The sequence below is a fragment of the Streptacidiphilus sp. MAP12-20 genome (genome assembly GCF_041262525.1).
In the GTDB taxonomy this organism is placed as follows: domain Bacteria; phylum Actinomycetota; class Actinomycetes; order Streptomycetales; family Streptomycetaceae; genus Streptacidiphilus.
Genome location: NZ_JBGCCK010000015.1, coordinates 80,182 through 105,250, shown reverse-complemented (window position 1 = coordinate 105,250; position 25,069 = coordinate 80,182). Strand labels below are relative to the sequence as shown.

The following is a 25,069-nucleotide window of genomic DNA, read 5'->3' as shown; positions in this document are numbered from 1 at the left end:
GTGTTACTACCGTCGAGTGAAGAACTGACGATCCGTCAGAGTTGACTCGCCCGGGAACCGGGCGCAGCCCAGGAGGCCCGAGATGTCCTGCCCGGCCCTACCCGACGGTTTCGACCCGACCGATCCCGAACTGAACCAGCAGCGGGTGCCGCTCCCCGAGTACGCCGTGCTGCGCCGCACCGCACCGGTCTGCTGGGTTCCGCAGGCCCACGGGACGACCGGCTTCGACGACGGCGGCTACTGGGCCGTGACCCGGCACGCCGACGTCAAGGAGGTCTCGACCCACCCGGAGACCTTCTCCTCGAACACCAACACCGCGATCATCCGCTTCCACCCGTCGATCGACCAGGCCGGTCTCGAGGGCCAGAAGCTGATCATGCTGAACATGGACCCGCCGGAGCACACCCGACTGCGCTCCATCGTCCAGCGCGGCTTCACCCCGCGCGCGATCAACGCGCTACAGGACACCTTGCGCGACCGGGCCGAGCGAATCGTCCACGCGGCGATCAAGGAGGGCACCGGCGACTTCGTCACCGACGTGGCCTGCGAGCTGCCGCTGCAGGCGATCGCCGAGCTGATCGGGGTGCCGCAGGAGGACCGGGGCAAGATCTTCCACTGGACCAACACCATGGTCGGCTACGACGACCCGGAGCTCGCCATCACCCAGGAGATGGGGATGCAGTCGGCGATCGAGCTGATGAGCTACGCGATGGGCATGGCCGAGGAGCGCAAGGGCTGCCCGGCGGAGGACATCGTCACCAAGCTGGTCAACGCCTCCGGCCAGGGCAACCTCAGCTCGGACGAGTTCGGCTTCTTCGTGCTGGTGCTGGCGGTGGCCGGCAACGAGACCACCCGCAACGCCACCAGCCACGGCATGCACGCGCTGCTGACCCACCCCGAGCAGTGGGAGCTCTACAAGGAGCGCCGCCCGCAGACCGCCGCCGACGAGATCGTCCGCTGGGCGACGCCGGTCATGTCGTTCCAGCGCACCGCGACGCACGACGTCGAGCTCGGCGGCCAGGAGATCAAGGAGGGCCAGCGGGTCGGCATCTTCTACAGCTCGGCCAACAACGACGAGGAGGTCTTCGAGCACCCCGAGCGCTTCGACGTCCTGCGCGACCCGAACCCGCACCTCGGCTTCGGCGGCGGCGGCCCACACTTCTGCCTGGGGGCGAACCTGGCCCGGCTGGAGATCGACCTGATCTTCAACGCGATCGCGGACGCCATGCCGAACATGCGCCTCAGCGGCGAGCCGAAGCGGCTGCGCTCGCCGTGGCTCAACGGCATCAAGCGCCTGGACGTCGCCTACGCGTGACCAGCGAGGACGCGAGCCATCTGCAGGCGAGGTAGTTGCACTGTCCAGGGGCGCGGGGAACTGCGCGAGGAACCACCCTGTGCGGATGGCCCTGCGCGTTGAGGACCATCCGCATGCCGGTGGCTTGTCGCGCAGTTCCCCGCGCCCCTGGACAGTGCAACTGAAGCATCGCGACCCTCACCCGTTCGGGTCGGCCGGGGCGCAGTGCGCAGGCCGCGCTGGTACGAGTGGGACATGGCTCAGCAGCAGGCGGTAGACGCGCGTCCGGATGGTCCTGCTCCGATCGACGAGAGCCCGCGCCGGGTGCGGCTGGTCTTTCTCGGCGTGATGCTGGGCATGTTCCTCGCCGCGCTGGACCAGACGATCGTCTCCACCGCGCTGCCGACCATCGTCGGCGACCTCGGCGGCGCGAACCACCTTTCCTGGGTCGTCACCGCGTACATGCTGGCCGCCACCGCGACCACCCCGCTCTGGGGCAAGCTGGGCGACCTCTTCGGGCGTAAGCACGTCTTCATCATCTGCATCGTCATCTTCCTGATCGGCTCCGCGCTCTGCGGCCAGTCAAGGAACATGGCCGAGCTGATCGCCTTCCGTGCCCTTCAGGGCCTCGGCGGCGGCGGGCTGATGGTGCTCGCCATGGCCGTCATCGCCGACGTCGTGCCACCGCGCGAGCGTGGGCGGTACCAGGGCGTGATCGGCGCGGTCTTCGGGGTCTCCTCCGTCATCGGGCCGCTGCTGGGCGGGTTCCTGGTCGACAACCTGAACTGGCGTTGGGTCTTCTACGTCAACCTCCCTGTCGGCGTGGTCGCGCTCTTCGTCATCGCCACCGCGCTGCACGCGAAGAGGCCGGAGACCCGCCCCCGGATCGACTACCTGGGCACGCTGCTCCTCGCGAGCGCGTCCACCTGCCTGGTGCTGATCACCAGCCTCGGCGGCACGACCTGGGCGTGGAACTCCACACCCGTCTGGGGCTGCGGGATCGGAGCGGTCGTCCTGATCGCGGCGTTCGTGCTGGTCGAGCAGCGGGCGGCGGAGCCGGTGCTGCCGCTGCGGCTGTTCCGGAACCGGATCTTCACCGTCTGCTCGGCGATCGGCTTCGTCGTCGGCCTCTGCATGTTCGGCGCGCTGTCCTACATCCCGCTCTACATGCAGGTGGTCAACGGCAGCTCGCCCACCGTCTCCGGGCTGCGGTTGCTGCCGATGATGGCGGGCATGCTGATCACCTCGATCGGCACCGGGCAGCTGATCAGCCGGACCGGCCGCTACAAGCTCTACCCGATCATCGGCACCGCGCTGACCTGCGTCGCCCTGGTCCTGCTCGCCCAGGTCGACGAGAAGACCAGCTCGACCGTGATGGGCCTGGACATGCTGGTGCTCGGCCTCGGCCTCGGCCTGGTGATGCAGGTGCTGATCATCGCCGTGCAGAACTCCACGGACTACTCCGACCTCGGCACCGCCACCTCCGGCGTCACCTACTTCCGCTCGATCGGCGGCTCGTTCGGCGCGTCCATCTTCGGGACGGTGCTCAACAACCAGCTCACCTCGAAGATCGCCACCGCGCAGGGAAACGGGACGCTGTCCCCGCAGTTCCCGGTGCAGCAGATCCTGGCCAACCCGACCAGCGTGCAGCACGCGACACCGGCGCAGCAGCCGTTCGTCGCGCCCTTCCTGCACATCTACGCGACCTCCCTGCAGACGGTGTACCTGGTGGCGGCCGGGATCACCGTGCTGGCCTTCGTGCTGGCGCTGTTCCTGCCCGAGGTCCCGCTGCGCACGGCGACGCGCGGCGGCGGGCAGGGCGAGGCGGCCGGGCCGCCGACCTTCCGCACTTCGGCGGAGGAGATCGAGGGCATGATCACCCGGCTCTCCAGCCGGGAGAACATCTGGGAGCGCTACGGCCGCGCCATCGACCGCTCCGGGGTCGACATCAGCGTCCCGCAGGCTTACGGACTCTTCCGGCTCCACCACGCGGGCCCGATCACCCAGGAGGAGATCTGCCGCCGGCTCAAGGTCACGCCCGTGGAGATCAGCCCGAAGCTCGACGCGATGGTCGCCTCCGGGCGGGTCCAGCGCGACGCGGCCGGCGTGCTGACGCTGACCCCGAGCGGGGAGGAGGTCATCGGCCGCCTCTCGGAAGCCCGACTGGCGCTGCTCGGCGAGAAGCTGGACGGCTACTCGCCCGAGCAGCACGCCGAACTGCTGGCGATGCTGCGCACTTTGGCTGACGACTCACTGGACGCACCAGGCCGGGTCTTCACCAAGTAGGAGCCCCCGGGTGATCGGTACACGAGCAAGTGTTCGCTCGTTCGCGTGAATGCTGCATAATCAGCGCGATCGACGCACGGGACGCGTGCGCGCGGGTGGGTCTGGGGCAGGGGGAGTGATGGCGTTTCCGCCACACGACGGGAGCGACGGGAGCGGCCACAGAGACCGCAGCGACGACGACACGACGGTGCTGCCGCCGATCGACGCCGACCCGGCGCTGGTCCGTCCCTACGTCCACGCGGCGGAGCCCGAGCTGGAGTCGGAGCTCGAGCCCGACCCGCGCAGCGGGACCGGCCTGCCGCTGCCGGTGCCGATGGCCGCGCCTTCGCTGCCCGTTCCGGTCCGGCCGGTCGGCAGCCCGCTGCCGGTTCCGGCGCCCCGAGCGGCGGCGGACGACGCCGAGGCGACCTCGCTGCTGCCGGCGCTGCTGCCGGTGCCGGTGGCCGAGAGCGCGCCGCTTCCCGTTCCGGCCGGCGCAGCCGCAGGAACCGGTGGCCGGGCCGACACGCGCCGGACCGCACAGCGGCGCGGCAAGCCCCTGGCGCTGGTCGGCGGAGCGCTCGCGCTGGTGGCCGCCGGAACCGTCCTCGCGCTGCTCACGCAGTCCTCCGGCAGCCCGTCAGCCGCCGCGCAGCCGACCGACCCTGGCGTGGCCGCTCCGGTCACCTCCGCTGCGTCACCGAGCGCGCGCGTCAGCCCGGCGAAGGCCACCCCTAGCCACTCCCCCAAAGCCACCACCGCCAAGCCGAGCCCGCACCCGTCCGCCTCGCCGACCCGGCACACCGCTTCGGCCTCGCCGTCCGGTCAGCCGACTTCCTCAGCGTCCAGCGGCGGCGGCTCGGGCACCCTGCAGGTCGGTTCCACCGGGCCTGCCGTGGTCACGCTCCAGCAGAACCTGCGGGCCCTGTGGATCGACCGCGGCCTCAAGGCCTCCGGCACCTATGACGACCGAACCGCCTCCGATGTCACGACCTTCCAGATCTGGTACAACGTCCAGGGTGATCCGTCCGGTGTCTACGGCCCCAACTCCCAGGCGAAGATGGCCGAAGTGCTGGCCAGGGGCAACGGCGGCGGCAACGGCTGAGCCACGCGGGAGCGGAGCGAAGCTGAGCGGCGCGGGACGGCGCGAAGCTGAGCGGCGCTGAGCGGGACGAGGTACTCGGCATGCCCGGGAGGTTGCCGGGCAGACGGACGGCTCCTCACCCGGGCGGGAGACGGCCGGCGAGCTCACGCCAGGCTTCGCGGGCGTCCTCCAACTCGTCGCGGGCGCGTAGCAGTTCCGGATCCCTTTCCGCGCGTGCCTCCGCATGGCGCAGGGCGGTGCGGGCCTCGTCGATCGCGCCGGTGTCGTCCTTCGCCTCCGCGAGGTCGCGTTCGAGACTGTCGAGTAGTTCCGGCAGCAGTTCCAGGCGCTTCCGCTCCTCAGCCGCCGCTCTGCGGATTCTGTCGGCGAACGATCGGACCTCGCGGTAGCTCCGCAGCGGCATCTCGCCCTCGGCCGCCGCAGCCGACTTCGCCCCCGTCGCCCTGGTCACCTTGGTCACCCCCGACGCCCCGGCGGCCTTCGCGGACCCCGGCTCGGGCCTCACGCGGCTCCTGTCCCGGTAGTACTCGCGCTGGACGCCGCCGTAGCCGAGGCCGATGACCAGCTCGGTGTGGCTGTGGCCCCGGCCCCGCGGCTGCTCCGCCTCGGCCGACATCACCTGGTCGATCGCCACGTCCTGGCCGTTGATCTGCAGGCTCCGCTCGTACAGCACGACGGAGTCGAGAGTGCCCAGCTGCTTGCCGGGGCCCGACTCACGGGCCTCGTCCAGGGCCCGCTGCGCCTCGCGGATACGTTTCTGCTGCTCGCGCTGGGCCGACTGCACATCCTTTCGCAACGGCGACAGGGCGCGGTTCACGCGTCGATGCTGGGCGCGGACGTGTCGCCGGGCCGCCGTCAGCTCCGCCCGGTCCGAGGCGAAGGCAGGGCCGAACACGAAGCCCGCGGCCCCCGGAAAGCGCCACCACCAGTACCCGGCCGCGGCCCCGCCCACCACGAGCACCAGCAGCACCGTCCAGCCCAGCACCTGCACAGCAGCCCCCTGCCGTCTCCGCCTGCCTCGGCACGGTCCTACCCGGCCGGATGCGCCGACACCCTACTCCTCGAACGGAGTTGCCAGGGTGGGGAGAAGCGTCAGCCCGTGATCGCGCCGGTGATGCTGATGCCTGCGAACACCAGCATGATCAGCGCGGCGACCCGCGTGATCGTCTTGAGCGGGACGTGCTTCATCAGCTTCTGCCCGCCCAGGATCGCCAGCCCGCCGACCGCGCACAGCGCCAGCCAGGAGCCCAGGCCGACCGCGAGCCAGTCGCTGTACTTGGCGGCCAGGTTCGCGGTCATGATCTGGGTGAGGTCGCCGAACTCGGCCACTGCGACCATCAGGAAGCTGGCTCCGGCGACCCGCCAGAAGCTGTTCGACTTGGGGTCGCGGGCGCCGTCGGCGTCCTCCTCCTCGTCCTTGTGCAGGAACAGCATCAGCGCTCCCGCGAGGAAGAGCGCGCCGACGACGCCCTCGACGGCGCGGTGCGGCAGCAGCGCCAGCAGCCGGCCGGCGACCAGCGCGAGGCTCACCTGCACGGCCATGGCCGCGGCGACGCCCGCGAAGACGTAGGAGGCGCGGTAGCGGGTGCCCAGCACGAGGCTGGCGAGAGCGGTCTTGTCGGGGAGCTCGGCGAGAAAGATGATGCCGAAGGTGATGCCGGCGACGGCGATGCTGCTCACGGAAGTAATCGTCCTCGGGGGTGTCGTTCGGCGCCGGCCTCCGGCCCACGACTGCGGGGACGCTTCGGCTCGGCAGCGGGCATGGGTATGACGGCTGCGGCCGAAGGTCTCACCAGCGCGACCCGACGACTGCACGTCGCCGCCTCACGCCCCGGGCGCCGGGCGGCCTGCTGGAGGCTGCCAGTATGTCGACGGTCCGGTGGGGGCTACTCCCCTTCGATCGACATCGAGTCTACCCGAGGCCCACGACGGCCCGCGAAGGACGACCCGCGACGTCGGGGAACGGCCCAGCGCTCGAACGCGTCCGAGCATGCGTAAGCTCTGGGTAAATATCAGCCGTCTCGGGGGACCTACCACTATGGCCAGTCGCACCGCACACCGTGTCCGTACCACCGCCCTCCTCGCGCTGGGGGCGACCGCGCTCTCCGGCGCACTCCTGCCGGAGATGGCCTACGCCAAGTCCGGCGTGCACGTCTCGGTGAACACGCAGGTGCTGAGGATAGGCCAGTACGTCCAGGTCACCGCGAGCGGCGGCGACGACTCGGTCCGCTACACGTACCTCTGCCTGGACCAGCGCGTCGGCGGCAGCGGCTGGCACGCCCTGGGATGCTCGGCGCTGCCGTGGCGCTCCTACTCCCGCACGGTCCGGGCCACGGCTCGCGGCGCGGAGCAGTTCCGGGCCCGCCTGCTGGCCAAGCGGTACGCCGGTGGCCCGACCTGGCTGGATCACACCTCCGACGCCGTGACGGTCCTCATCCGCTGAAGTCCATTGAAGTCCGTTGAAGTCCGCTGAACCCGCCGGGCGCGCGGCGCGGTCTCGACAAGCCGGGGTGCGCGGGCGAGGGTGGCTCCATGGACTACACCTCGCTCGGCCGCACCGGCCTGTCCGTCTCCCGAATCTGCCTGGGCACGATGAACTTCGGCCCGCACACCGAGGAGGCCGGGGCGCACCAGATCATGGACACCGCCCTCGAACGGGGCATCAACTTCTTCGACACCGCCAACGTCTACGGCCAGACGGCGGGCAAGGGCCGCACCGAGGAGATCGTCGGCAGCTGGTTCGCCCGCGGCGGCGGCCGCCGCGAGCGGACGGTGCTGGCCACCAAGCTCTACGGCGACATGCCCACCCCCGGCGCGGCCGACCGCTGGCCGAACGAGGGCAAGCTTTCCGCCCTGAACATCCGCCGGGCCTGCGACGCCAGCCTGAAGCGGCTGGGCACCGACTACCTCGACCTCTACCAGATGCACCATGTCGACAGGGCCACGCCCTGGGACGAGATCTGGCAGGCGATGGAGGTCCTGGTCCAGCAGGGCAAGATCCTCTACGTGGGCAGCAGCAACTTCGCCGGCTGGCACATCGCCACCGCGCAGGGCGTCGCCGCCCGCCGGAACAACCTCGGGCTGGTCGCGGAGCAGTCGCTCTACAACCTGATGGCGCGGACGGTCGAGCTGGAGGTGCTGCCCGCGGCGCAGCACCATGGTCTCGGCGTCATCCCCTGGTCGCCGCTCCAGGGCGGCCTGCTGGGCGGGGTGCTGCGCAAGGCCGGGCAGGAGGGGGTGCGTGGTGCGGGCCGGCTGAAGAACCTGGACCAGGCTGAGATCGCCCGACTTCAGCGCTGGGAGGACTTCTGCGACAAGCTCGGCGCGGAGCCGGGCACCGTCGCGCTGGCCTGGCTGCTGCACCAGCCCGCGGTGACCGCGCCGATCATCGGCCCGCGCACGGACGCGCAGCTGGACTCGGCCCTCGCCGCGCTGGAGCTCACCCTCGACGCGGACGCGCTGGCCGAGCTGGACGAGATCTTCCCCGGCCACCGCCCCGCGCCCGAGGACTACGCCTGGTAGTCCGCCAGTGCACCGGCCGACCGGCGGCTGCGCGGCTAGCATCGGCGTGTGAGCGCTGATCAGATCAGTTACGTCGCCTTCCTGCGGGCCGTCAACGTCGGCAAGCGGAAGGTCGAGATGGCCCGGCTCCGGGACGAGCTCACCGAGCTCGGCCTGGGGCCGGTGCGGACCTACATCGCCAGCGGGAACGTCTTCTTCTCCGCGCCCGGTGGCTCCCACGCGCAGCGCGAGGCGTTGCGGGCGCGGATCGAGGCGCGGCTCGCGGGGGCCTTCGGCTTCGAGATCCCCACCGCGCTCTACACCCTCGACGAGGTCGAGGACGCCTGGGCTGCGGCGCCGTTCGCGACCATGGAGCGCGCCGAGCACGAGCGCTTCAGCCTGTTCTTCACCACCGGTGCGCTCAACCCCGCCGTCCTGCCCCAGGCCTCGCCGAAGGGCGAGTGGGAGGTCATCGGCGTCCGCGGCGCGACCGCCTACGTGCTCTACCGGCTCGCGGAGGGCCGCGGACCGGCCAACCCGGTGCCGCTGCTGGAGAGGGCCTTCGGCGTCCAGGGCACCGGCCGCTTCCACCACACCGTCGAGAAGATCATCACTGCGGCGAAGGCCGCCGGTCGGTCCAAGGGCTGACCGTTCCCCGGATCCGGGCGAGAAGCTCGCGCAGCTGCTCACGTTCCGCCGGGCTGAGCGCTCCGGTCGCATCCGCGAGCGCCCTGGCGTCCTCCGCCTCCGCCTCCGCGTGGTGCTGTCGGCCGGCCTCGGTCAGGGTGAGCAGGAAGGCCCGGCGGTCGACCGGATGACGGACGCGTTCCACCAGGCCATCCCTTTCCAGGCTGTCCACGATCGTCGTGGTGGTTCGCGCGGCGACGCCCAGCAGTTCGCTGAGGTCGCGCATGCGGACCGGCACTCCCTCGCGCGCCAGCATTCGCAGGGCGCGCAGCCGCGCGACCGAGGCGCCGAGCGGCCTCAGCCTGGCCTCGACGAAGGTCCGCACCTCCACCGTGGTGTCGAACAGCTCGTCGATCAGGATGTCGCTGCTGCCGTGCCGTCGCCGTTGTCCCATACCGCGCCTCTCCTCGCCCGCGCAGGACCGCCCTGTGCAGGACCGTCCTGTGCCGGAAACCGACTTCATGAGCATCCTCATAGTGAGTATGCTCAGTATCCATGACCGCACTTCGCGTCGGCCTGTTGCGCAATCAGCGGGTCATCGTCCCAGTCATGTTCGTCGCCGTCGCCTTCATCGTCATTGTCGACGGTGCGATCACCATCGTGGCGCTTCCCGCCATCGCCGCCCAGTTCCACCTCTCCTCCGCTGCCCTCGACGGCGTCGTCGTGGTCTATCCCGTCTGTCTCGGCGTCATGATCCCGGCCTCCGCCTGGCTGCTCGGCCGGTTCGGCGGACGCCGGATGCTCGTGCTCGCCCTCGCCGCGTTCACGCTCGCGTCCGCGCTCTGCGGCGCGGCACAGAGCCTGCCGCAGCTGATCGTCTTCCGGGCCGCGCAGGGCCTGGCGGCCGGACTGCTCACGCCCGTCGCCCAGGGGCTGCTCTTCCGCACCTTCAGCCAGCGCGAGCAGGTGCGGCTGGCCCGCGTCACGATCATCCCGCAGCAGCTCGCGCCGACGGTGGCGCCGCTGCTCGGCGGGGTCCTGGTCACGTCGCTGGACTGGCGCTGGGTCTTCTTCGTCAACGTGCCGGTCGGGCTCGCCGCCGCCGTCTTCGGGCTCTGCTTCCTGGAGGAGCACCGCGAGCGCCGTCCCGACCGGCTGGACCTGCCGGGGCTGCTGCTCAGCGGCGGAGCCATGGGCACCTTGATGTTCGGGATCTGCGCGGGCCCCGACCGGGGCTGGACCGCGCCACCCGTCCTCGCCGCGCTCGGCGCCGGGGCCGCCCTGCTCACGCTCGCCGTCCGTTTCGGGCTGCGCGCGCCGCAGCCGGCGCTGCGGCTGCGGCTCTTCGCGGACCGGATGTTCCGCAAGGCGGGCTGGCTCAGCCTCGTCGGGCTGGTGCCCGTGCTGGGGCCGCTCTTCCTGGTGCCGCTCTTCGTGCAGCAGGCGCAGGGGCGCAGCGCGCTGGACTCGGGCAGCACGACCTTCGTCGAGGCCGCCGGCGTGCTGCTGACCGTGCAGCTGGTCGGCGTCCTCTACCACCGCATCGGCCCCGGGCCGATCGTCGCCACCGGCCTGCTGGGCGTCAGCGGCGTCAACCTGCTGCTGGCCGACAGTGGCGCGCACACCTCGCTGTGGACGCTGCGGCTCGACATGTTCCTGCTGGGCATCGCGATGGGGGCCTACTTCATGCCCGTCACCGTCGCCTCGCTCACCACGCTCGACCGCGCCGACTCCGCCCAGGCGGCGACGCTCGGCACCGTCGTCAAGCAGACCGGCAGCGCCCTGGCCCCGGTCGTCGTCACCGCCGTGCTCGTCTTCGGCACCGCCCCGGGGGCGGCGGGCCACCCGCCCGTCTCCGCCTACCGACTGGCCTTCCTCGTCCTGGCCGCGATCGCGCTGCTCGCCGCGCTCTACGCGCTCACGCTGGGCCGTCCCAGTCCAGCGTCGGCGGCAGCACGCCCTCCAGCGTCAGCAGCCAGCGCTTCACGTCCAACCCCAGCTCACCCCCGAAGAATCCGCCCAGGCCGTCCGCGGCGACCACACGATGACAGGGCACCAGCAGGAACAAGGGGTTCGACCCCATGAGCTGACCGACCGCCCGGGCGGCCAGATGCTGCTCCACCTCGTTCTCGAACGCTCCGCTGCGGGAGGCGAGCTCCCCATACGTGATCGTCTGCCCGTAGCCGACCGTGCGTTCCAGCGTTTGCAGCACCTGGCGCTGGACGCCCTCGGTGCCGCTCCAGTCGAGCGGCAGCTCGAAGGCGCGGCGGCGGCCGGCGAAGTACTCCCCCAGCCGGGCGGCGACCCTGGCCGCCCGCTCGTCCCCCGCCGCGCAGGGCTCGCCGGGCAAGGCGTCGTGCCAGAACGAGGCACCCGCCACGCCTCGCTCCGTCACCGCGACCCTGATCGGCCCGGTGGGCAGCGGCGAGGGCACCGTCACCCAGTAGGCCTGCGTCTCCATACCCCGGACTGTAGCGGCCGGGTACGACAACTCCCGCCGCGGCCGCCGCCCGGCCCGCTCAGCCGCCCATCCGCAGGCCGAGCATGCCGACCAGCAGCGGCCCGGTCAGCGGCAGCAGGAAGTTCGACAGCGTGTAGGTGATCGTGTAGCCGAGCATCGGCACGCTGCTCTGCGCGACGTTGGTCACCGCCGTGATGGCCGGGGTGCTGCACTGCTGACCGGCGATGGCCCCGATCAGGATCGGCTTCTCGATCTTCAGGAACCTGCGGCCGATGAAGAGCCCGAGGAAGGCCGGGACGACCACCATCGTGATGCCGGCCAGCGGCAGCAGCAGCGGGTACTGCTTGAGCAGCGGCCCGGCGTCCGGGCCTGCCGCCATGCCGGTGACCGCGATGAAGACCGAGAGCCCGAGGTCCTTCGCCGTCTGCGCGGCGACCGGCGGGTAGGCGCCGAAGGTCGGACGCTGCGCCCGCAGCCAGCCGAAGATCAGGCCCGAGATCAGGCAGCCGCCGCCGGTGCCGAGGGTCAGGTTCGCCGAGCCCAGCTTGACGTTCACCATGCCGAGCAGCACGCCCAGGCAGATGCCGATGCTGATGTAGATGTAGTCGGCGGCATCCTGACGGACCGTGGCGCCGACCTTGGCGGCGAAGGCCTCCACCCGCGAGCGGGCGCCCACGACGGTGACGCTGTCACCGGTGTGCAGCTCGGTCTCGGCGGAAACGGGCAGGTGGTGGTCGACCCGCTCGACGTCCGTGAAGAACACGCCGTCGGCGACGTCCGCCTTCAGCGCGCCCAGCGTCTTCCCGCTGACGGCCTTCTGCGTGACCACGACCTGCTTGACCGCGAGCGGGCTGTCCAGACCCGGCACACCCGGCGTCTCCGGGCCCAGCTCGTGGCCGGTGTCCATGACGGCGGCGCGCCGCCCGACGACGAGCACCCGGTCGCCGCGCTGGAGGCGGAGGTCCGGCGCCACCTTCATCACCCTGGTGCCGCGGACCACCCCCTCGACCGTCACCTGCCGGTCCGCCGCGTCCTCCAGCTGCCGCAGCGTGCTGCCCTCGCCCTGCGAGACGAAGTAGGTCCGGCCGACCAGCGACGGCAGCGCGGCCTGCTCGTCCGCCTCCAGCGACGGGTCGTCGCCGCGCATCCGCTCCCAGATCTCGCGGCTGGCGTCGGCCAGCTTGATCCGCATGATCAGCGGAAAGATCTGGCTCGTCAGCATGACGATGCTGATCAGGCCGAAGAGGTAGCAGACCGAGTACGCGGTGGCGACATGACCCTGGAGCTCGGTCACCTGCTGCGAAGTGATGCCGGGCAGCTTGGCGATGGCGTCCTGCGCGGTGCCGACGACGGCCGACTCGGTCGCGGATCCGGCGAGGATGCCCGAGGCGGTCCCGGTGTCGAGGTTGAAGCCGGTCGCGAAGGCGATCGCCAGGCCGATGACGACGACGGCCTCCATCAGGCAGAGCACCCCGAAGCGCAGGCCCTTGGCGTTGAGGTTGGCGAAGAACTGAGGCCCGGCCATGTAACCGAGGGAGAAGATGAAGAGAGCGAACGCCACGTTCTTGACGTCGGAGTTGACGCTCACCTTCTGCGCGCCGAGCAGCATCGACACGATCAGGGTGCCGCAGATGCCGCCCAGGGTGATGGGCCCGACGCGCAGCTTGCCCACGATGTAGCCGAGAGCGAGACAGGTGAAGAGGGCGAGGACGGCGTTCTCTCGCAGCAGACTCATGGAGATCATTAGATGCCATATGGCCCATTTACGCCTGATATGACATACAACGGCGATGCCGCAGAACCGATCAGTCGTCAGCTCTGGGCCAGGGCCAGGGCCGCCGCGCCGATCAAGCCCGCGTCCGTGCCCAGCTCCGCCGCGCGGACGGCGAGGTGCCGGGTGAACGGGAGCGTCGCATAGGCCGTCAGATGCCGCCTCAGCGGCGCCAGCAGCAGCTCGCCGGCCCGCAGCACTCCCCCGCCCAGGACCGCGACGTCCAGCTCGACCAGGGTCGCCGTGGCCGCGATGCCCGCCGCGAGCGCGCGTCCCGCCCGGTCGAAGGCCGCCGTCGCGATCGGGTCGCCTTCGCGCGCCGCCGCCGCGACCGCCGCTGCCGAGGCGTCAGCCGCGGTCGACGCGTCGGCGGGAGAGGCGGGAGAGGCGGACGGCCGCCAGCCCTGGGCTCGGGCCCAGGACGCGATCGCCGTGCCGCTCGCCATCCGCTCCAGGCAGCCGCGCGAGCCGCACGGGCAGGGCTCGCCGTCCAGGTCCACCGTGATGTGACCGAGGTGCCCCGCGTTGCCGGTCGGGCCCGGGTAGACCTGGCCGTTCAGGACCAGGCCCGCGCCCACCCCGGTCGAGACGACCAGGCAGAGGGCGTTCGCGAAGCCGCGCGCGGCGCCGCGCCAGTGCTCGGCTGCCGTCATGGCGACCGCGTCGCCGCCGAGGACCGTCAGCAGGCCGCCGACCTCCGGCAGCCCGCGCACCCGCTCGACGATCGGGAAGTCGCGCCACGCCCCGATGTTGACCGGGCTCACGGTGCCGAGCGCGATATCCACGGGACCGGCGCTGCCGACGCCCACCCGGTCCACGTCCGCCCAGCGCGGATCCGCCGCGAGCAGCGCGACGACCTCGGCCACCGCCGCGAAGACCTCGTCGGCATCGCCCGAACCCGCCCGGGTCGGACGCTCCACCTGGTGGTGCAGCGCGCCGTCCGCCCCGACCAGCCCGCCCGCGACCTTCGTGCCGCCGATGTCGATCGCCGCGACGTAGCCAGGACTGACGGGCGTGCTCATGGACCGGGTGCTCATGGCCAGCGAGTTTGCTGCGCGCCCCGCACCGCTGTCCAACCGGCGCGCGCGGCCCGCTGCTCGGGGTCAGAGCTTGAAGTCGGGATCCACGTAGATCTGCACCTGGGGGGCGAGGCGCTGGACCGTCGAGAGCATCTCCCTGGCGTCGAACTTCCACCCGACTGTGGCCCGGCTCGCGCCGATCAGCTCCGCACTCTTCTCGGTCAGCGACTTCGCCACGGCCAGCGCGGCCCGGTTGGTCTGCGCGCCGTTCAGTGGCGGTGCGCCGGGGACCCGGTGCAGGCCGACGTAGTGGATCTTGCGCCACAGTCCGACCTGCTGGATCCAGAGCTCGACCGCCACGACGTCCGACCACGGGACGAACGCGGTGGTGGCGGCGTACCGCAGCGGGCTGCCGCCGAGCAGGACCCCCATCTCGTCGATCCGGATCGCGGTCTTGCGGCTGAAGCCGATGATCGACTGGATGGTGAGGAGGAACAGGGCGAAGAGTACGCAGATGACACCGAAGAATCGGGAGGTCGTGGTGGGGGCGCCCAGCGCCAGCACTACACCGACCAGCAGCAGGAAGAGGCCGGAGACCAGACTGACGACCTGTCGGCCGTTCCAGCCGAATCCGGCCTCGTAGGCGTCGGTGTCGATGGTGAGAGGAAGAGTCACGCGGGCAGATGCTGCCAGTGAACGGGACCGCGACGACACGCGATTTGATCCCGGTTCGGGAACAGATCGATCACCGGCGCGGGTTAGATTCCCGATGAAGGGCCCGCCGGCTTCGGGCCGGTGACGCGAACCCCGCGTCAACGCCCTTGTCATCGAAAGGACTTCCGTACATGCGCTTCGCCGTCCTGGGCACCGGCATCGTCGGCCGCACGCTCGCAGGAAAGCTGTCCTCACTCGGCCACGAGGTCGTGATCGGCACGCGCGACCCCGCCGCCACGCTCGCCCGCCAGGAGCTGGACGCGGCCGGCAACCCGCCGATCGCCGGCTGGCTGGCCGAGCACCCCGCCGTTCGCCTCGTCCCCTACGCCGAGGCCGGAGCCTTCGCCGAGGCCTACGTCAACGCCACCTCGGGCTCGGGCAGCGTGCCCGCGCTGGAGGCGGTCGGCGCCGCGAACCTCGCGGGCCGGATCGTGATCGACGTCGCCAACCCCCTGGACTTCTCCCAGGGATTCCCGCCCTCGCTCAACCCGGTCAACACCGACAGCCTGGCCGAGACGATCCAGCGCGCCTTCCCCGAGGCCCGCCTGGTCAAGGCCCTGAACACGATGAGCGCGCACCTCATGGTGAACCCGTCGGCGCTCCCCGGCCCGCACTCGGTCTTCGTCTCCGGCGACGACGCGGACGCGAAGAAGACCGTGACCGATCTGCTGGTCTCCATCGGCTGGTTGGCCGAGGAGGTCTACGACCTCGGCGACGTCACCAGCGCCCGCGGCTCGGAGATGCTGCTGCCGATCTGGCTGCGCCTCTACGGCAGCCTGGGCCACGCGGACTTCAACTTCCACATCCAGCAGGCTCCGGCGCGGCAGCTGTGACCATCGCGCGCAGCACCCGCCCGCACCGTCGGGCGTAGGCGCGCTGGAACACGGGAACCAGCGGGCCCAGCACGCGCGCGAGCCGACCGCCGGGCCTGCTGAAGGCGGTGACGTCGAGCCAGACGTCGCCGCCTTCGTCACGCGTCACCATGAACGCCTCCTCCCCGCACTCGGGATGGCCGGTCAGCGTGCCGTAGGCCCAGCCGCGCCGGTCCGGCTCTGCCGAGACCACCCAGACGACCTGGCAGGGAGCGCGCACCACCAGCGCGAGCGTGATCCGCACCCGCGTGCCGACCTCAGCCCGCGGCGTGGAGGCGTCGACCCCGACGGGGATGCGGCGGTGCATGCGCCACTCCATCAGCGCGTCACCGGCCACCAGGAAGGCCGCCTCGCCGTGGCCGATGCGCACGCGGTGGTGCAGGTGCGCGTACCCGGCGGGCAGCGGCCGGTCCCGGGTCGCCCCGACCTCCGGATAAGTGAAGGCGGTCACGGCTGCTCAGCTTCCAGTTCGGCCACGACCGCGTCGACCTGCTCCAGCCACCCGGTCCAGAACCGCTCCATCTCGATCCCTGCCTGGAGCACCAGGTGCTGCAGCTTCGCCTCCGCCGAATCCCGTTTGCCGTCGGGGAAGTCCCGCGTCTCCATCGCCCGGTACGCGTCCAGCTGAGCGACATGGAGCCCGAGGTGACGCCGCACCTCGGCCCCCAGGCTGCCCTCCCCCACCCCGACCATCGCCGCCGCCCGCAGCCGCAGCGCCAGCGGATCGCGCAGCGCCCGGGGCTCGTCGCTGCGCGCCACCCAGGCCGCGAGCTCCTCACGGCCGCTCGGCAGCACCTCGTACTCCTTGCGCCGCCCCTGCGCGGGAGGCCCGGGGATCGCGCGGATCAGTCCGGACTGCTCCAGCTTGCCCAGCTCCCGGTAGATCTGCTGGTGCGTGGCCGCCCAGAAGAACCCGATCGACTTGTCGAAGCGCCGCGTCAGCTCAAGCCCCGAGGACGGCTTCTCCAGGAGCGCGGTGAGGATGGCGTGCGGCAGCGACATGCCCCGATCCTATGGCTCACCACTCGAGGACCAGCCAGCCGCGATGCGGCAGCTCCGTCTCCACGCCGAGGCAGTCCGCCGGCTCGGCCAGCGGCGCCAGCAGCGCGGCGCGCGCGTCCGTCGGGCCGCCGCCGGGGAGGTGGACGACCGGCCGAGCCGAGTCCGCGCTGCCGTTGGCGACAGCGAGGCGGGTCACGCCGTCGCAGCGGGAGACGTGCGGGATGAGCATCGGCCCGCCGGTGATCAGCGGCAGCGCGGGGTGCTCGCCTTCCAGGAAGCGCACCGCACGGTGGATCAGCCGCTGCCCCGCGTCGTCGTAGGGCAGCAGCTCGGGCGCGGTGGCGGCCAGGACCGCGACGCGGCCTCCGAGGCGGTTGCGGAACGCCGTCCGGCCTGCGCCCCACGGCAGGCCGTCCGGCGTCCGGACCTCGGTCCAGACCTCGGTGTCGGGGCCCGGAGTGAGCCGGGCGAGGGCCGGCTGCACGTTGACGCTGAGCGCCTCCCCTGCCTCGATGAGGACGTGCTCCTCGGCGTAGATCTCGGGCGAGTCCCGCTGCTCGCGCTCGACGAGCTCGACCGCGTCCAGGCCCAGCAGCGGGCCGAAGCCGCGCCGGGTCAGCGCCTCCGCCGCCACACCGTCGAGCAGCAGCCCGCCGCTCAGCAGCGCCGACATCTCGTCGTCGTCGAAGGCCCAGGCCAGTTGCCCGAACAGCGCCTGCACCGGCGCGCCTGGCGCGGCCGTGACCGGGACGCCGTAGCGGAGCAGCAGGTCAGCCGCCGGGCCCGGGTCGACGCCCAGGGAGTGCAGCGAGTCGCCCGTGCTGCGCACGTGCGCGGCCGCGTCCTGCTTGAACGGGAGGCCGACACCGACCGTCGTCTGCTCGCGGTCGTAGCGCTCGGCCAGCCAGTCCAGCGCGGGACGCGAGCGTTGCAGCAACGTGGTGACGCGCGGGAAGCGCTCGGCGCGGCGGCCGTTCATCGGATGGACGTTGAGCAACAGCGCGTCCGAGCCGGCGAGTTGGGCGGCAGTCAGCTCCGACCACGTCTGGGTGTCGGACTTGGACCAGGCGGTGTGCGGCCAGTTCTCGATCTCCGGCTCGCTCGTCGCCCACGCCGGACGCAGCGCCCGTTGCAGCTCCAGCGCCCAGATCTGGCGGCTCAACTCGCGTCCAGGTGTGTCGCTGTAGGGGGTGAAGTGCGGCCGCTGGACCGCGTGGCCGCCGATCGCGAGGGCGTCGAAGAGCGCCTGCCAGTCGCGGCCCTCCACGGACGCCGCGTCAAGGCCCGAGCTCATCAGGCCCAGCCGTGAGCGCCCGCCCGAGCGCCGGGCGACCTCCGCCGCGAGCGCCCGCGCGACCTCCAACTGGGCGTCGCGCCAGACCTGTTGCAGCTGGGCGCGCCACGGGTGCGGCGGGCCGGGCGCGGTGAGCGCGGCGACCAGCTCCTCCCGCTCGACCTCCCGCCCCACCAGGGCCGCGAACCGCTCCAGCATGAGCGGCTCGAAGCCGCCGCCCCAGCGCAGCGGCGCGTGGTTGTGGTAGCGGAAGTCGTCCTCCAACCACAGCACCCGGAAGCCGAGTTCGGCGAAGCGCCCGTAATGGGCGACGATCCACTGCTGCCAGTTCGGGCAGGCGAAGGAGGCCTGCGCTGCGGCGACCTCTCCGTACGGCGAGACCATCGGCGCGAAGCCGAGCTTCTCCAGCGTCCCGTGCCGTCCCCGGTCGGCGTGGCCGACGGTGACCCAGGGGTTGAGGCTGACCGCGAGCCCGGCGGCCGTCAGCGCGGCGTGCGCGAGCGCGGTCGCCGCAAACCAGGCGTCCTCCTCGGCGCCGACGAGGTGGCCGGTGAATGCCTCCTCCGCGCCGGTGAGCAGCACGACCTCGTCCACCCCGGCCTGCTCGCAGACTCTGACGAGCTCCGCCGCGTCGGCGGCGACCCGGGCGGGGTCGGGGTCGGCGTGGATCTGGAACCTGAGGTGGTAGCGGGCGGGCATGCCACTCCCTTTCACTTGACGCGCTTTCACTTGGTACTGCCGGCCATCAGGCCGGAGCGCCAGAACCGTTGCAGCGACAGGAACATCACGACGAGCGGGACCACCGAGACCGCCGCAGCCGTGATCACGATGTTGAACGGCACCGCGTCACCGATGCCGCGCTGCGCCTGCCAGCCGACCAGGCCGACGGTGACCGGCTGGAGCTTGTCGTCGGCGAGCATCAGCGCGGGCAGCAGGTAGTTGGACCAGATCCCGACGAACTGGAAGAGGAAGACCGTGACCAGCGCGGGCGACATCAGCCGCAGCGCGATGGTCGCGAAGATCCGCACCTCCCCCGCGCCGTCCATCCGTCCGGCCTCCAGGAGCTCGTCCGGTACGGACGCGGCGGCGTAGATCCGGGAGAGGTAGACCCCGAACGGGCTGACCATGCTCGGGATCAGCACGCCCCAGTAGGTGTTGACCAGGTGGACCGGCGAGAAGAGCAGATAGAGCGGGATCGCCAGCAGCGGCGCGGGCACCAGGACGGCCGCGAGCACCACGTTGAAGACGAACTCCCGCCCCCGGAACGCGTACTTGGCGAGCGCGTAGCCCGCCAGGGCGGAGACCATGGTGCTGACGGCCGCGCCGCCGACCGCGTAGAGGGCGGTGTTGAGCAGCCAGCGCGGGTAGATCCCGCCCTGACGGGTGAAGACCTCCTGCAGGTTGGCCGCCAGCGCGAACTTGCCGCCGAACCAGAAGCCGCTGCCGCTGAACAGTGCGGAGTTGGTCTTGGTGCTGGAGACCACCAGCCACCAGACCGGCGCGAGGAAGTAGACCGAGGCGATCCCGAGCACGCCGAGCGTGAGCCAGCGGGCCGGGGCGACCGGCGCGCTCCGGCGCGGCGACGCGGTGACAGCGGAGGGTGCGGCGGGCGGGGACTGAAGTGTCGTCACAGGACGGCCCCCCGGCGCTGGACCAGCTTGAGGAAGCCGAAGGAGAGGACGAAGGCGAGCACCGCCAGCACCACCGACTCGGTCGCCGCATAGCCGAAGTTGTTGTCGTTGACCGCGTTGTACGCGGCGAAGATGGGCGTGTAGCTGCTGCTCAGGTTGGGCGCGACGTGCTGCAGCACGGCCGGCTCGTTGTAGAGCTGGGCGGTGCCGATGATGGAGAAGACGGTGGTCAGCACGAGCGCCGGGCGGACGATCGGGATCTTCACGTGCCAGGCGATCCGCCACGCCGAGCAGCCGTCCATCCGGGCCGCCTCGGCCAGCTCGGGCGGGATGGCCTGCAGCGCGGAGTAGATGATCAGCATGTTGTAGCCGGTCCACGCCCAGGTCAGCATGTTGCCGATGGTCGGCGCCAGCATCGCGTCCGAGGTCAGGTCGAGGTGCAGGCCGAGCGAGTGCGCGGCGGCGGTGATCGGGCTGAGGCCGGGCGCGACGAGGTAGGACCACATCAGCGCGCCGACCACGCCCGGCAGGGCGTAGGGCAGGAAGAAGGCGAGCCGGAAGAAGCGCTTGAACAGCGTGCTCTTCGCGTCCAGCAGGAGCGCGAGCAGCAGTGCCACGCCCAGCATCACCGGCACCTGGACCACGCCGATCAGCAGCACCCGCAGCAGCGCGGCCCGGAAGTCCTTGTCGTGCAGCGCGTCGGCGTAGTTGCCGAGCCCGGCGAAGACCTTCGTCGGCGCGGAGAGGCCGAGGCCGTCGCGGTGCAGCTTGAACAGGCTCTGGTAGACCGTGTAGCCGATCGGCGCCAGGTAGACCAGCGCGAAGAGCAGCGCGAAGGGGAGGAGGAACGCGGCGGCGGTTCCGACCCGCCGCCGCGCGTGGCGCGAGACAGCCATCAGGAGACGCTCATCCCCTGCTGCTTCAGCTGCGCGACCGTCTTGGTCTGGACGGTGTTCAGCACGTCCGGCAGCTTGGTGGTGCCCTTGGCGCTGGTACCGAGGCCGTCACCGAGGTCGGTCGCGGTCTGGGTCATGGTCGGGCCCCAGATCCAGGAGGTGTCGATGTGCGGGGTCTCCGCCTTGAACACGTCGAAGACGACCTGGCCGCCGTAGAACGGGTCCGGCTGGGAGAGCGCCGGGTTGCTGAGCCCGGAGGTCGCGGCCGGGTAGATGCCGGTGACCTTGATCAGGTTGCTGACGCTGCCCGGGTCGGTGCTCATCCAGGTGGCGAACTCGGCGGCCTCCTTCGGGTGCGCGCAGCCCTTGAGCACGACGGTGGCCGAGCCGCCGTCGTTGCCGTACACCGGGTTGTTGGCGTCCCAGACCGGCATCGGCGCGACGGCCCACTTGCCGCTGGTGCCCTTGACGCTGGAGGCGAGGATCGGGGTGTCCCAGACGGCGTTGACGTCGGAGAGGATCTTGCCGGAGGCCATGTCGGAGTAGAGGCTCGGGTCGAAGCTGGGGTCGGTCTTGAGCAGCTTCTTGTCGAGCAGGCCCTGCCAGTAGTTCGCGATCTTCTGGTTGGCGGCGCTGTTGACGCTCACCTGCCAGGACCCGCCGTTGGTGCCGAACCACGGTGCGGCGGCCTGCCAGGCGAGACCGGCGTAGTTGTAGGAGTCGTTGCCGAAGTCGCCGAGGGAGACGCTCGGGTCGGCGGCGTGCACCTTGGCCGCGTCGGCCGCGTACTCGTCCCAGGTGACCGGCGGCTTGCTGATGCCGTACTTGGCGAAGAGGTCCTTGCGGTAGATCAGCGCCATCGGCGCGGTGTCGACCGGAGCGCCGAAGGTCTTGCCGCCGATGGTGACCTGGTTCCAGGTCCAGGAGGCGAACTGGCTCTGTGCCGGGGACATGTACTGCGTGACGTCCATCAGCGCGCCTGCGGCGGCGAAGCTCGGCATGGTCTCGTAGCCGACCATGCCCAGACACGGCGCGTTGCCGGCCTGGGCGGCCGTCAGCATCTTGGTGTAGCCGCCCTTGGAGCCCGAGGGAATCTTGTCGAAGGTGACCTGCACGTCCGGGTGCGCCTTGTTCCACATGGCCACCGACTGGTCGTAGCCGGGCGCCCAGCCCCAGAAGTCGAGCTTGACCGGACCGGCGGCGGCCGGGCTCTGCGAGGTGCCCGCGCTGCCGCTGCCGGAGCTGCAGCCGGTCAGCACCGCGACGAAGGCGACGGCTGCTGTCATGGCCACGGTGCGTATCTGACGACTTCTCACGGGGAGTCTCCTGAGGGGTTGCCTTGCGTTCGCTCGTATTAGTTAAAGTAGGATCAGAACTAACTGGCCGGAAGTCAACACCCTGACGCAAACTTCAGTGAACGGCAGGGCGTCCGTGGTAGGGAGTGGAGCGTGAAAGCAGACCTGCGCGGCAGCGCGGCGCACGAGGTGGTGATGGCCGGCCCGTCGAAGCCGAGCGACCGGGCGTCGATCCGGCGCACCAACCTCGGCCTGGTGCTGCGGCTGCTGCGCGACTCAGGTCCGCGCTCCCGGGCCAGGATCGCCGCGGACACGGGGCTGCCGCGCCCGACGATCACCAACCTGATCGCCGAACTGGTCGAGCTGGGCCTCGTGCGCGAGGGCCGCTCGGAGCGGGACGGTTCGGTGGGTCGGCCGGGGCTCTCCGTCGAGATCGACGGGCGGGCGATCTGCGGCGTCGGTCTGGAGATCAACGTCGACTACCTCGCCGCCGTCGCGCTCTCGCTCCGCGGCGACGTGGCCTTCGAGCGCCGGATCCCGGTCGACGTCCGCGCCGCCGGACCGGAGGCGGTGCTGGACGCGGTGGCCGCGCTGGTCCGCGAGGCGGACGCGGCGGTACAGGCCGGCGGCGCGCGGCTGGTGGGCGCGGCGCTCGCCGCGCCGGGCAACGTGGACATCACGAGCGGCCGGGTCGCCTACGCGCCCAACATCGGCTGGCGCGACGTCGCCGCGGTCGACGAACTGCGCCGCAGGCTGGGCAGGGAAGCGCCGCCGCTGCACCTGGAGAACGACGCGAAGCTCGGCGCGATCGCCGAGTACCTGGTCGCGTCCGCCGCCGACATCCACGACCTGATCTACGTCACCGGCGAGACCGGCGTCGGCGGCGGCATCATCACCGGCGGCCAACTCATGCGCGGCGCACGGGGGTTCGCGGGCGAGATCGGCCACATGCCGCTGGATCCCGGCGGCCACCCGTGCAACTGCGGCCGCGTGGGCTGCTGGGAGACGATGGTCGGCCTCGGCGCGCTCCTTCGCCACGCGGCCGACGCGGACGACCCGGTCCACGACCCGTCCCTCGACGTCGAGTCCCGCCTGGCCGACCTGCTCCGCCGCGCGGACGCGGGCGACGCCCGTACCCTGGCCGCGCTCGACCGGATCGCCGACGACCTCGGCCTCGGCCTCGCGCTGCTGGTCGACATCCTCAACCCGCGCGCGGTGGTGCTCGGCGGCTATTTCGCCGTCTTCGCCGACTACCTCCTCGACCGCGTCCGCGAGGGCGTCGCCCGTCGCGTCATGGCCCAGGACTCCGGCGGCTGCGAGGTCCTCCCCTCCACGCTCGGCTTCACCGCCCCCGCCCGTGGCGGCGCCTACCTCGCCCTCGACGCCGTCTACCAGGACCCGAGCGCGACGGCGGGGTGAGCGCGCCGCAGCCCCGCGCCGCGAGAGGCACGCGGGCGGGGCGGACGGCTCGGTGGTCGGCCCGGGTGGGTCAGACGTCGCGCTTGCGCACGGCCCAGACCGCCAGAGCCACGGCGATCAGCGGCCAGAGCAGGTAGACGGTCCAGGAGCCGGGAACCGTCGCCCGGAACCCGATCCCGAAGCCGCCGTCCCAGGGTTGGACCAGCCGCTCGAAGGCGGTGCGCACGAAGCCGTGGTTGATGTCGGCGGACCACTGCTTGGTCTGCGAGAAGAAGGCCGGCAGCAACAGCAGCGCGAAGGCGGTGGCGCCGACCGACGCCGCGCTGTGGCGGATCAGCGTGCCGACGCCCAGGCCGATCAGCGCGCAGATCGGTGCGAGCAGCGCCGCCGCGAACAGGGCGCGGAGCGCGTGGTCCTGGCCGAGGGTGGTCGAAGCGTGGCGGCCGCTCAGCACGGACTGGGCGATCACGAATCCGCCGACGGCCGCGACGCAGCCGAAGACACTCCAGATGACCGTCTGTACCGCCGCCTTCGCCAGCACCACCGGGCCGCGCGCCGGGACGGCGATCGTGGTGGTGCGGATCAGACCGGTGCCGTACTCGCTGGCGATCGCCAACGCGCCCAGCGCGGACGCCGAGAGCATCACGGTCATCCAGCCCATCATCGGGAACGAGTCCGTCACCGCGAACGCCGGATGCGAGCCCAGCCCCGGGCCGTAACTGGGGATGTCGTCGTAGTCCGCCTTCGCCGCCGCGAAGGACGATCCCCAGGCGACCAGCAACGACACCACCAGCGTCCACCAGGTGGAGCGCAGCGACCACGCCTTGATCCACTCGGAGACGACCAGGTCGGAGAAGCGGGCGCGCGGCTCGGCCACCGGAGCGGCAGTGGCGGTGCGCGGGAGAGAGCTGAGCGTGGTCATCGGCTCTGCCCTGCCAGGTACTCGACGCTGTCGGCGGTCAGCTCCATGAACGCCTCCTCCAACGAGGCTGTTCGGGTGGTCAGTTCGTGCAGCATGACGCCGTTGTCGAAGGCCAGAGCGCCGATCCGGTCGGTGGCCAGGCCGGTCACCGTCAGCGCCTCCGCGCGGGCCGAGCCCTCCGGCCTCACCTCCGCCCCGGCGGCGGTCAGCACGGCCGTCAGCTCCGCCGCCTGCGGGGTGCGCACCAGGACGGTCAGCCGCTTGCTGCGCGCCGCGAACTCGCGTACCGGCTCGGCGGCGATGAGCTCGCCGCGTCCGATCACGACCAGCTGGTCGGCGGTGTTCTCCATCTCCGTCATCAGATGACTGGAGAGGAAGACCGTGCGGCCCTCGTCCGCGAGCCTGCGGAAGAGCCGCCGCACCCACAGCACGCCCTCCGGGTCCATCCCGTTGATCGGCTCGTCGAACATCAGCACCGGCGGATCGCCCAGCAGCGCGGTCGCGATGCCCAGACGCTGCTTCATGCCGAGCGAGAAGCCACCGACCCGGCGCCGTGCGACCTCCGTCAGGCCGACCTCCTCCAGCACCTCCCCGACCCGGCGCGGCGCGATCCCGTTGCTGCGGGCCAGCGCCCACAGGTGCGCCTCGGCGCTGCGGCCGCCGTGCACGTGGTGGGCGTCCAGCAGCGCGCCGACGTGGCGCAGGCCGCGCGGATGGTCCGCGAAACGGAGGCCGTTGACGGTGGCCGAGCCGCCGGTCGGCGCGTCCAGGCCGAGGATCAGCCGCAGCGTGGTGGTCTTCCCCGCGCCGTTCGGGCCGAGGAATCCGGTGACCTGTCCCGGCTTGACCTCGAAGGTCAGCCCGTTGACGGCGGTCCTGTCTCCGTAACGCTTCGTGAGTTCGTTGACTTCGATCACGTCCACCACCGTGCCGCCGACCGGCTTGCACCCGCATCGGGCCGGTGGCGGCAAGGGCCGCGCC

23 protein-coding genes and 1 pseudogene are annotated in these 25,069 nt (G+C 71.6%); 9 read left to right on the top strand and 15 right to left on the bottom strand.

The features are described from left to right. The first annotated feature begins 82 nt into the window (after positions 1–82). The 3 genes from ABIA32_RS21420 to ABIA32_RS21410 all read left to right on the top strand — a co-directional run bounded on the left by ABIA32_RS21420 (position 83) and on the right by ABIA32_RS21410 (position 4,664). Positions 83–1,315 (top strand): cytochrome P450, encoded by a 1,233-nt coding sequence (locus ABIA32_RS21420; RefSeq protein WP_370097768.1) that lies wholly within the window; start codon positions 83–85, stop codon positions 1,313–1,315. A gap of 234 nt (positions 1,316–1,549) precedes the next feature. Continuing rightward, positions 1,550–3,580: an MFS transporter gene (locus ABIA32_RS21415; RefSeq protein WP_370097765.1), complete on the top strand. Its 2,031-nt coding sequence runs from the start codon at positions 1,550–1,552 to the stop codon at positions 3,578–3,580. Positions 3,581–3,698: 118 nt separating this feature from the next. Then, positions 3,699–4,664 carry a peptidoglycan-binding protein gene (locus ABIA32_RS21410; RefSeq protein ID WP_370097762.1) on the top strand — a complete coding sequence of 322 codons (966 nt, stop codon included), beginning with the start codon at positions 3,699–3,701 and terminating at the stop codon, positions 4,662–4,664. Positions 4,665–4,779: 115 nt separating this feature from the next. Here the strand turns inward: ABIA32_RS21410 and ABIA32_RS21405 are convergent, their stop codons facing one another. Then, positions 4,780–5,655, bottom strand: coding sequence for a hypothetical protein (locus ABIA32_RS21405; RefSeq protein WP_370097759.1), 876 nt, complete (start codon positions 5,653–5,655; stop codon positions 4,780–4,782). Between the two features lie 101 nt (positions 5,656–5,756). After that, positions 5,757–6,344 carry a TMEM165/GDT1 family protein gene (locus ABIA32_RS21400; protein WP_370097756.1) on the bottom strand — a complete coding sequence of 196 codons (588 nt, stop codon included), beginning with the start codon at positions 6,342–6,344 and terminating at the stop codon, positions 5,757–5,759. 358 nt (positions 6,345–6,702) lie between these two features. On the opposite strand from ABIA32_RS21400, the gene ABIA32_RS21395 reads away from it, so the two are divergent. From ABIA32_RS21395 to ABIA32_RS21385, 3 genes are all read left to right on the top strand, one after another. Next, a complete protein-coding gene (locus tag ABIA32_RS21395) occupies positions 6,703–7,107 on the top strand; it encodes a hypothetical protein (protein WP_370097753.1) in 405 nt (134 codons plus the stop codon). 89 nt (positions 7,108–7,196) lie between these two features. Beyond that, on the top strand, positions 7,197–8,186 hold the full coding sequence (locus tag ABIA32_RS21390; protein WP_370097750.1) for an aldo/keto reductase: 990 nt from the start codon (positions 7,197–7,199) through the stop codon (positions 8,184–8,186). 48 nt (positions 8,187–8,234) lie between these two features. Continuing rightward, a complete protein-coding gene (locus ABIA32_RS21385; protein WP_370097747.1) occupies positions 8,235–8,813 on the top strand; it encodes a DUF1697 domain-containing protein in 579 nt (192 codons plus the stop codon). Here the strand turns inward: ABIA32_RS21385 and ABIA32_RS21380 are convergent. Further along, positions 8,776–9,246, bottom strand: coding sequence for a MarR family winged helix-turn-helix transcriptional regulator (locus tag ABIA32_RS21380; protein WP_370097745.1), 471 nt, complete (start codon positions 9,244–9,246; stop codon positions 8,776–8,778). The genes ABIA32_RS21385 and ABIA32_RS21380 overlap by 38 nt on opposite strands. 101 nt (positions 9,247–9,347) lie before the next feature. On the opposite strand from ABIA32_RS21380, the gene ABIA32_RS21375 reads away from it, so the two are divergent. Beyond that, positions 9,348–10,877 (top strand): DHA2 family efflux MFS transporter permease subunit, encoded by a 1,530-nt coding sequence (locus tag ABIA32_RS21375; RefSeq protein ID WP_370097742.1) that lies wholly within the window; start codon positions 9,348–9,350, stop codon positions 10,875–10,877. Here the strand turns inward: ABIA32_RS21375 and ABIA32_RS21370 are convergent. The 4 genes and pseudogenes from ABIA32_RS21370 to ABIA32_RS21355 all read right to left on the bottom strand — a co-directional run. Then, positions 10,807–11,253, bottom strand: a pseudogene (locus ABIA32_RS21370) (methylated-DNA--[protein]-cysteine S-methyltransferase); the annotation flags it as partial. The gene ABIA32_RS21375 and the pseudogene ABIA32_RS21370 overlap by 71 nt on opposite strands. 58 nt (positions 11,254–11,311) lie before the next feature. Continuing rightward, complete coding sequence (aspT, locus tag ABIA32_RS21365; RefSeq protein WP_370097739.1) at positions 11,312–12,988, bottom strand: aspartate-alanine antiporter; 1,677 nt, start codon at positions 12,986–12,988, stop codon at positions 11,312–11,314. Between the two features lie 77 nt (positions 12,989–13,065). Next, on the bottom strand, positions 13,066–14,061 hold the full coding sequence (locus tag ABIA32_RS21360) for an ROK family protein (protein WP_370097737.1): 996 nt from the start codon (positions 14,059–14,061) through the stop codon (positions 13,066–13,068). A 66-nt stretch (positions 14,062–14,127) separates the two neighbouring features. Then, complete coding sequence (locus ABIA32_RS21355) at positions 14,128–14,718, bottom strand: hypothetical protein (RefSeq protein WP_370097734.1); 591 nt, start codon at positions 14,716–14,718, stop codon at positions 14,128–14,130. A gap of 170 nt (positions 14,719–14,888) precedes the next feature. On the opposite strand from ABIA32_RS21355, the gene ABIA32_RS21350 reads away from it, so the two are divergent. Beyond that, positions 14,889–15,590 (top strand): NADPH-dependent F420 reductase, encoded by a 702-nt coding sequence (locus ABIA32_RS21350; protein WP_370097732.1) that lies wholly within the window; start codon positions 14,889–14,891, stop codon positions 15,588–15,590. On the opposite strand, the gene ABIA32_RS21345 is transcribed toward ABIA32_RS21350, so the two are convergent. Genes ABIA32_RS21345 through ABIA32_RS21320 form a run of 6 tightly spaced genes read right to left on the bottom strand, consistent with a single transcriptional unit; the run spans position 15,550 to position 21,738 of the window. After that, entirely contained in the window at positions 15,550–16,080 is a 531-nt protein-coding gene (locus tag ABIA32_RS21345) for a DUF1990 family protein (protein WP_370097729.1), read from the bottom strand. The two genes, ABIA32_RS21350 and ABIA32_RS21345, sit on opposite strands and share 41 nt — an antisense overlap. Further along, entirely contained in the window at positions 16,077–16,631 is a 555-nt protein-coding gene (locus ABIA32_RS21340) for a PadR family transcriptional regulator (RefSeq protein WP_370097726.1), read from the bottom strand. The genes ABIA32_RS21345 and ABIA32_RS21340 overlap by 4 nt, the downstream gene beginning before the upstream one ends. A 16-nt stretch (positions 16,632–16,647) precedes the next feature. Further along, the gene (locus ABIA32_RS21335) at positions 16,648–18,624 is read right to left on the bottom strand and encodes a hypothetical protein (protein WP_370097723.1); all 1,977 of its coding nucleotides are present in this window, start codon (positions 18,622–18,624) and stop codon (positions 16,648–16,650) included. A 26-nt stretch (positions 18,625–18,650) separates the two neighbouring features. Then, positions 18,651–19,556, bottom strand: a complete 906-nt coding sequence (locus tag ABIA32_RS21330) for a carbohydrate ABC transporter permease (protein WP_370097720.1) — start codon at positions 19,554–19,556, stop codon at positions 18,651–18,653. Next, a complete protein-coding gene (locus tag ABIA32_RS21325) occupies positions 19,553–20,452 on the bottom strand; it encodes a carbohydrate ABC transporter permease (RefSeq protein WP_370097717.1) in 900 nt (299 codons plus the stop codon). The genes ABIA32_RS21330 and ABIA32_RS21325 overlap by 4 nt, the downstream gene beginning before the upstream one ends. Beyond that, a complete protein-coding gene (locus ABIA32_RS21320) occupies positions 20,452–21,738 on the bottom strand; it encodes an extracellular solute-binding protein (protein WP_370097713.1) in 1,287 nt (428 codons plus the stop codon). The genes ABIA32_RS21325 and ABIA32_RS21320 overlap by 1 nt, the downstream gene beginning before the upstream one ends. 162 nt (positions 21,739–21,900) lie before the next feature. On the opposite strand from ABIA32_RS21320, the gene ABIA32_RS21315 reads away from it, so the two are divergent. Then, on the top strand, positions 21,901–23,166 hold the full coding sequence (locus tag ABIA32_RS21315; protein WP_370097710.1) for an ROK family protein: 1,266 nt from the start codon (positions 21,901–21,903) through the stop codon (positions 23,164–23,166). Positions 23,167–23,236: 70 nt separating this feature from the next. Here the strand turns inward: ABIA32_RS21315 and ABIA32_RS21310 are convergent, their stop codons facing one another. Beyond that, positions 23,237–24,088: an ABC transporter permease gene (locus ABIA32_RS21310; RefSeq protein WP_370097707.1), complete on the bottom strand. Its 852-nt coding sequence runs from the start codon at positions 24,086–24,088 to the stop codon at positions 23,237–23,239. Then, a complete protein-coding gene (locus tag ABIA32_RS21305) occupies positions 24,085–25,005 on the bottom strand; it encodes an ABC transporter ATP-binding protein (protein WP_370097705.1) in 921 nt (306 codons plus the stop codon). The genes ABIA32_RS21310 and ABIA32_RS21305 overlap by 4 nt, the downstream gene beginning before the upstream one ends. Between the last annotated feature and the right edge of the window lie 64 nt (positions 25,006–25,069).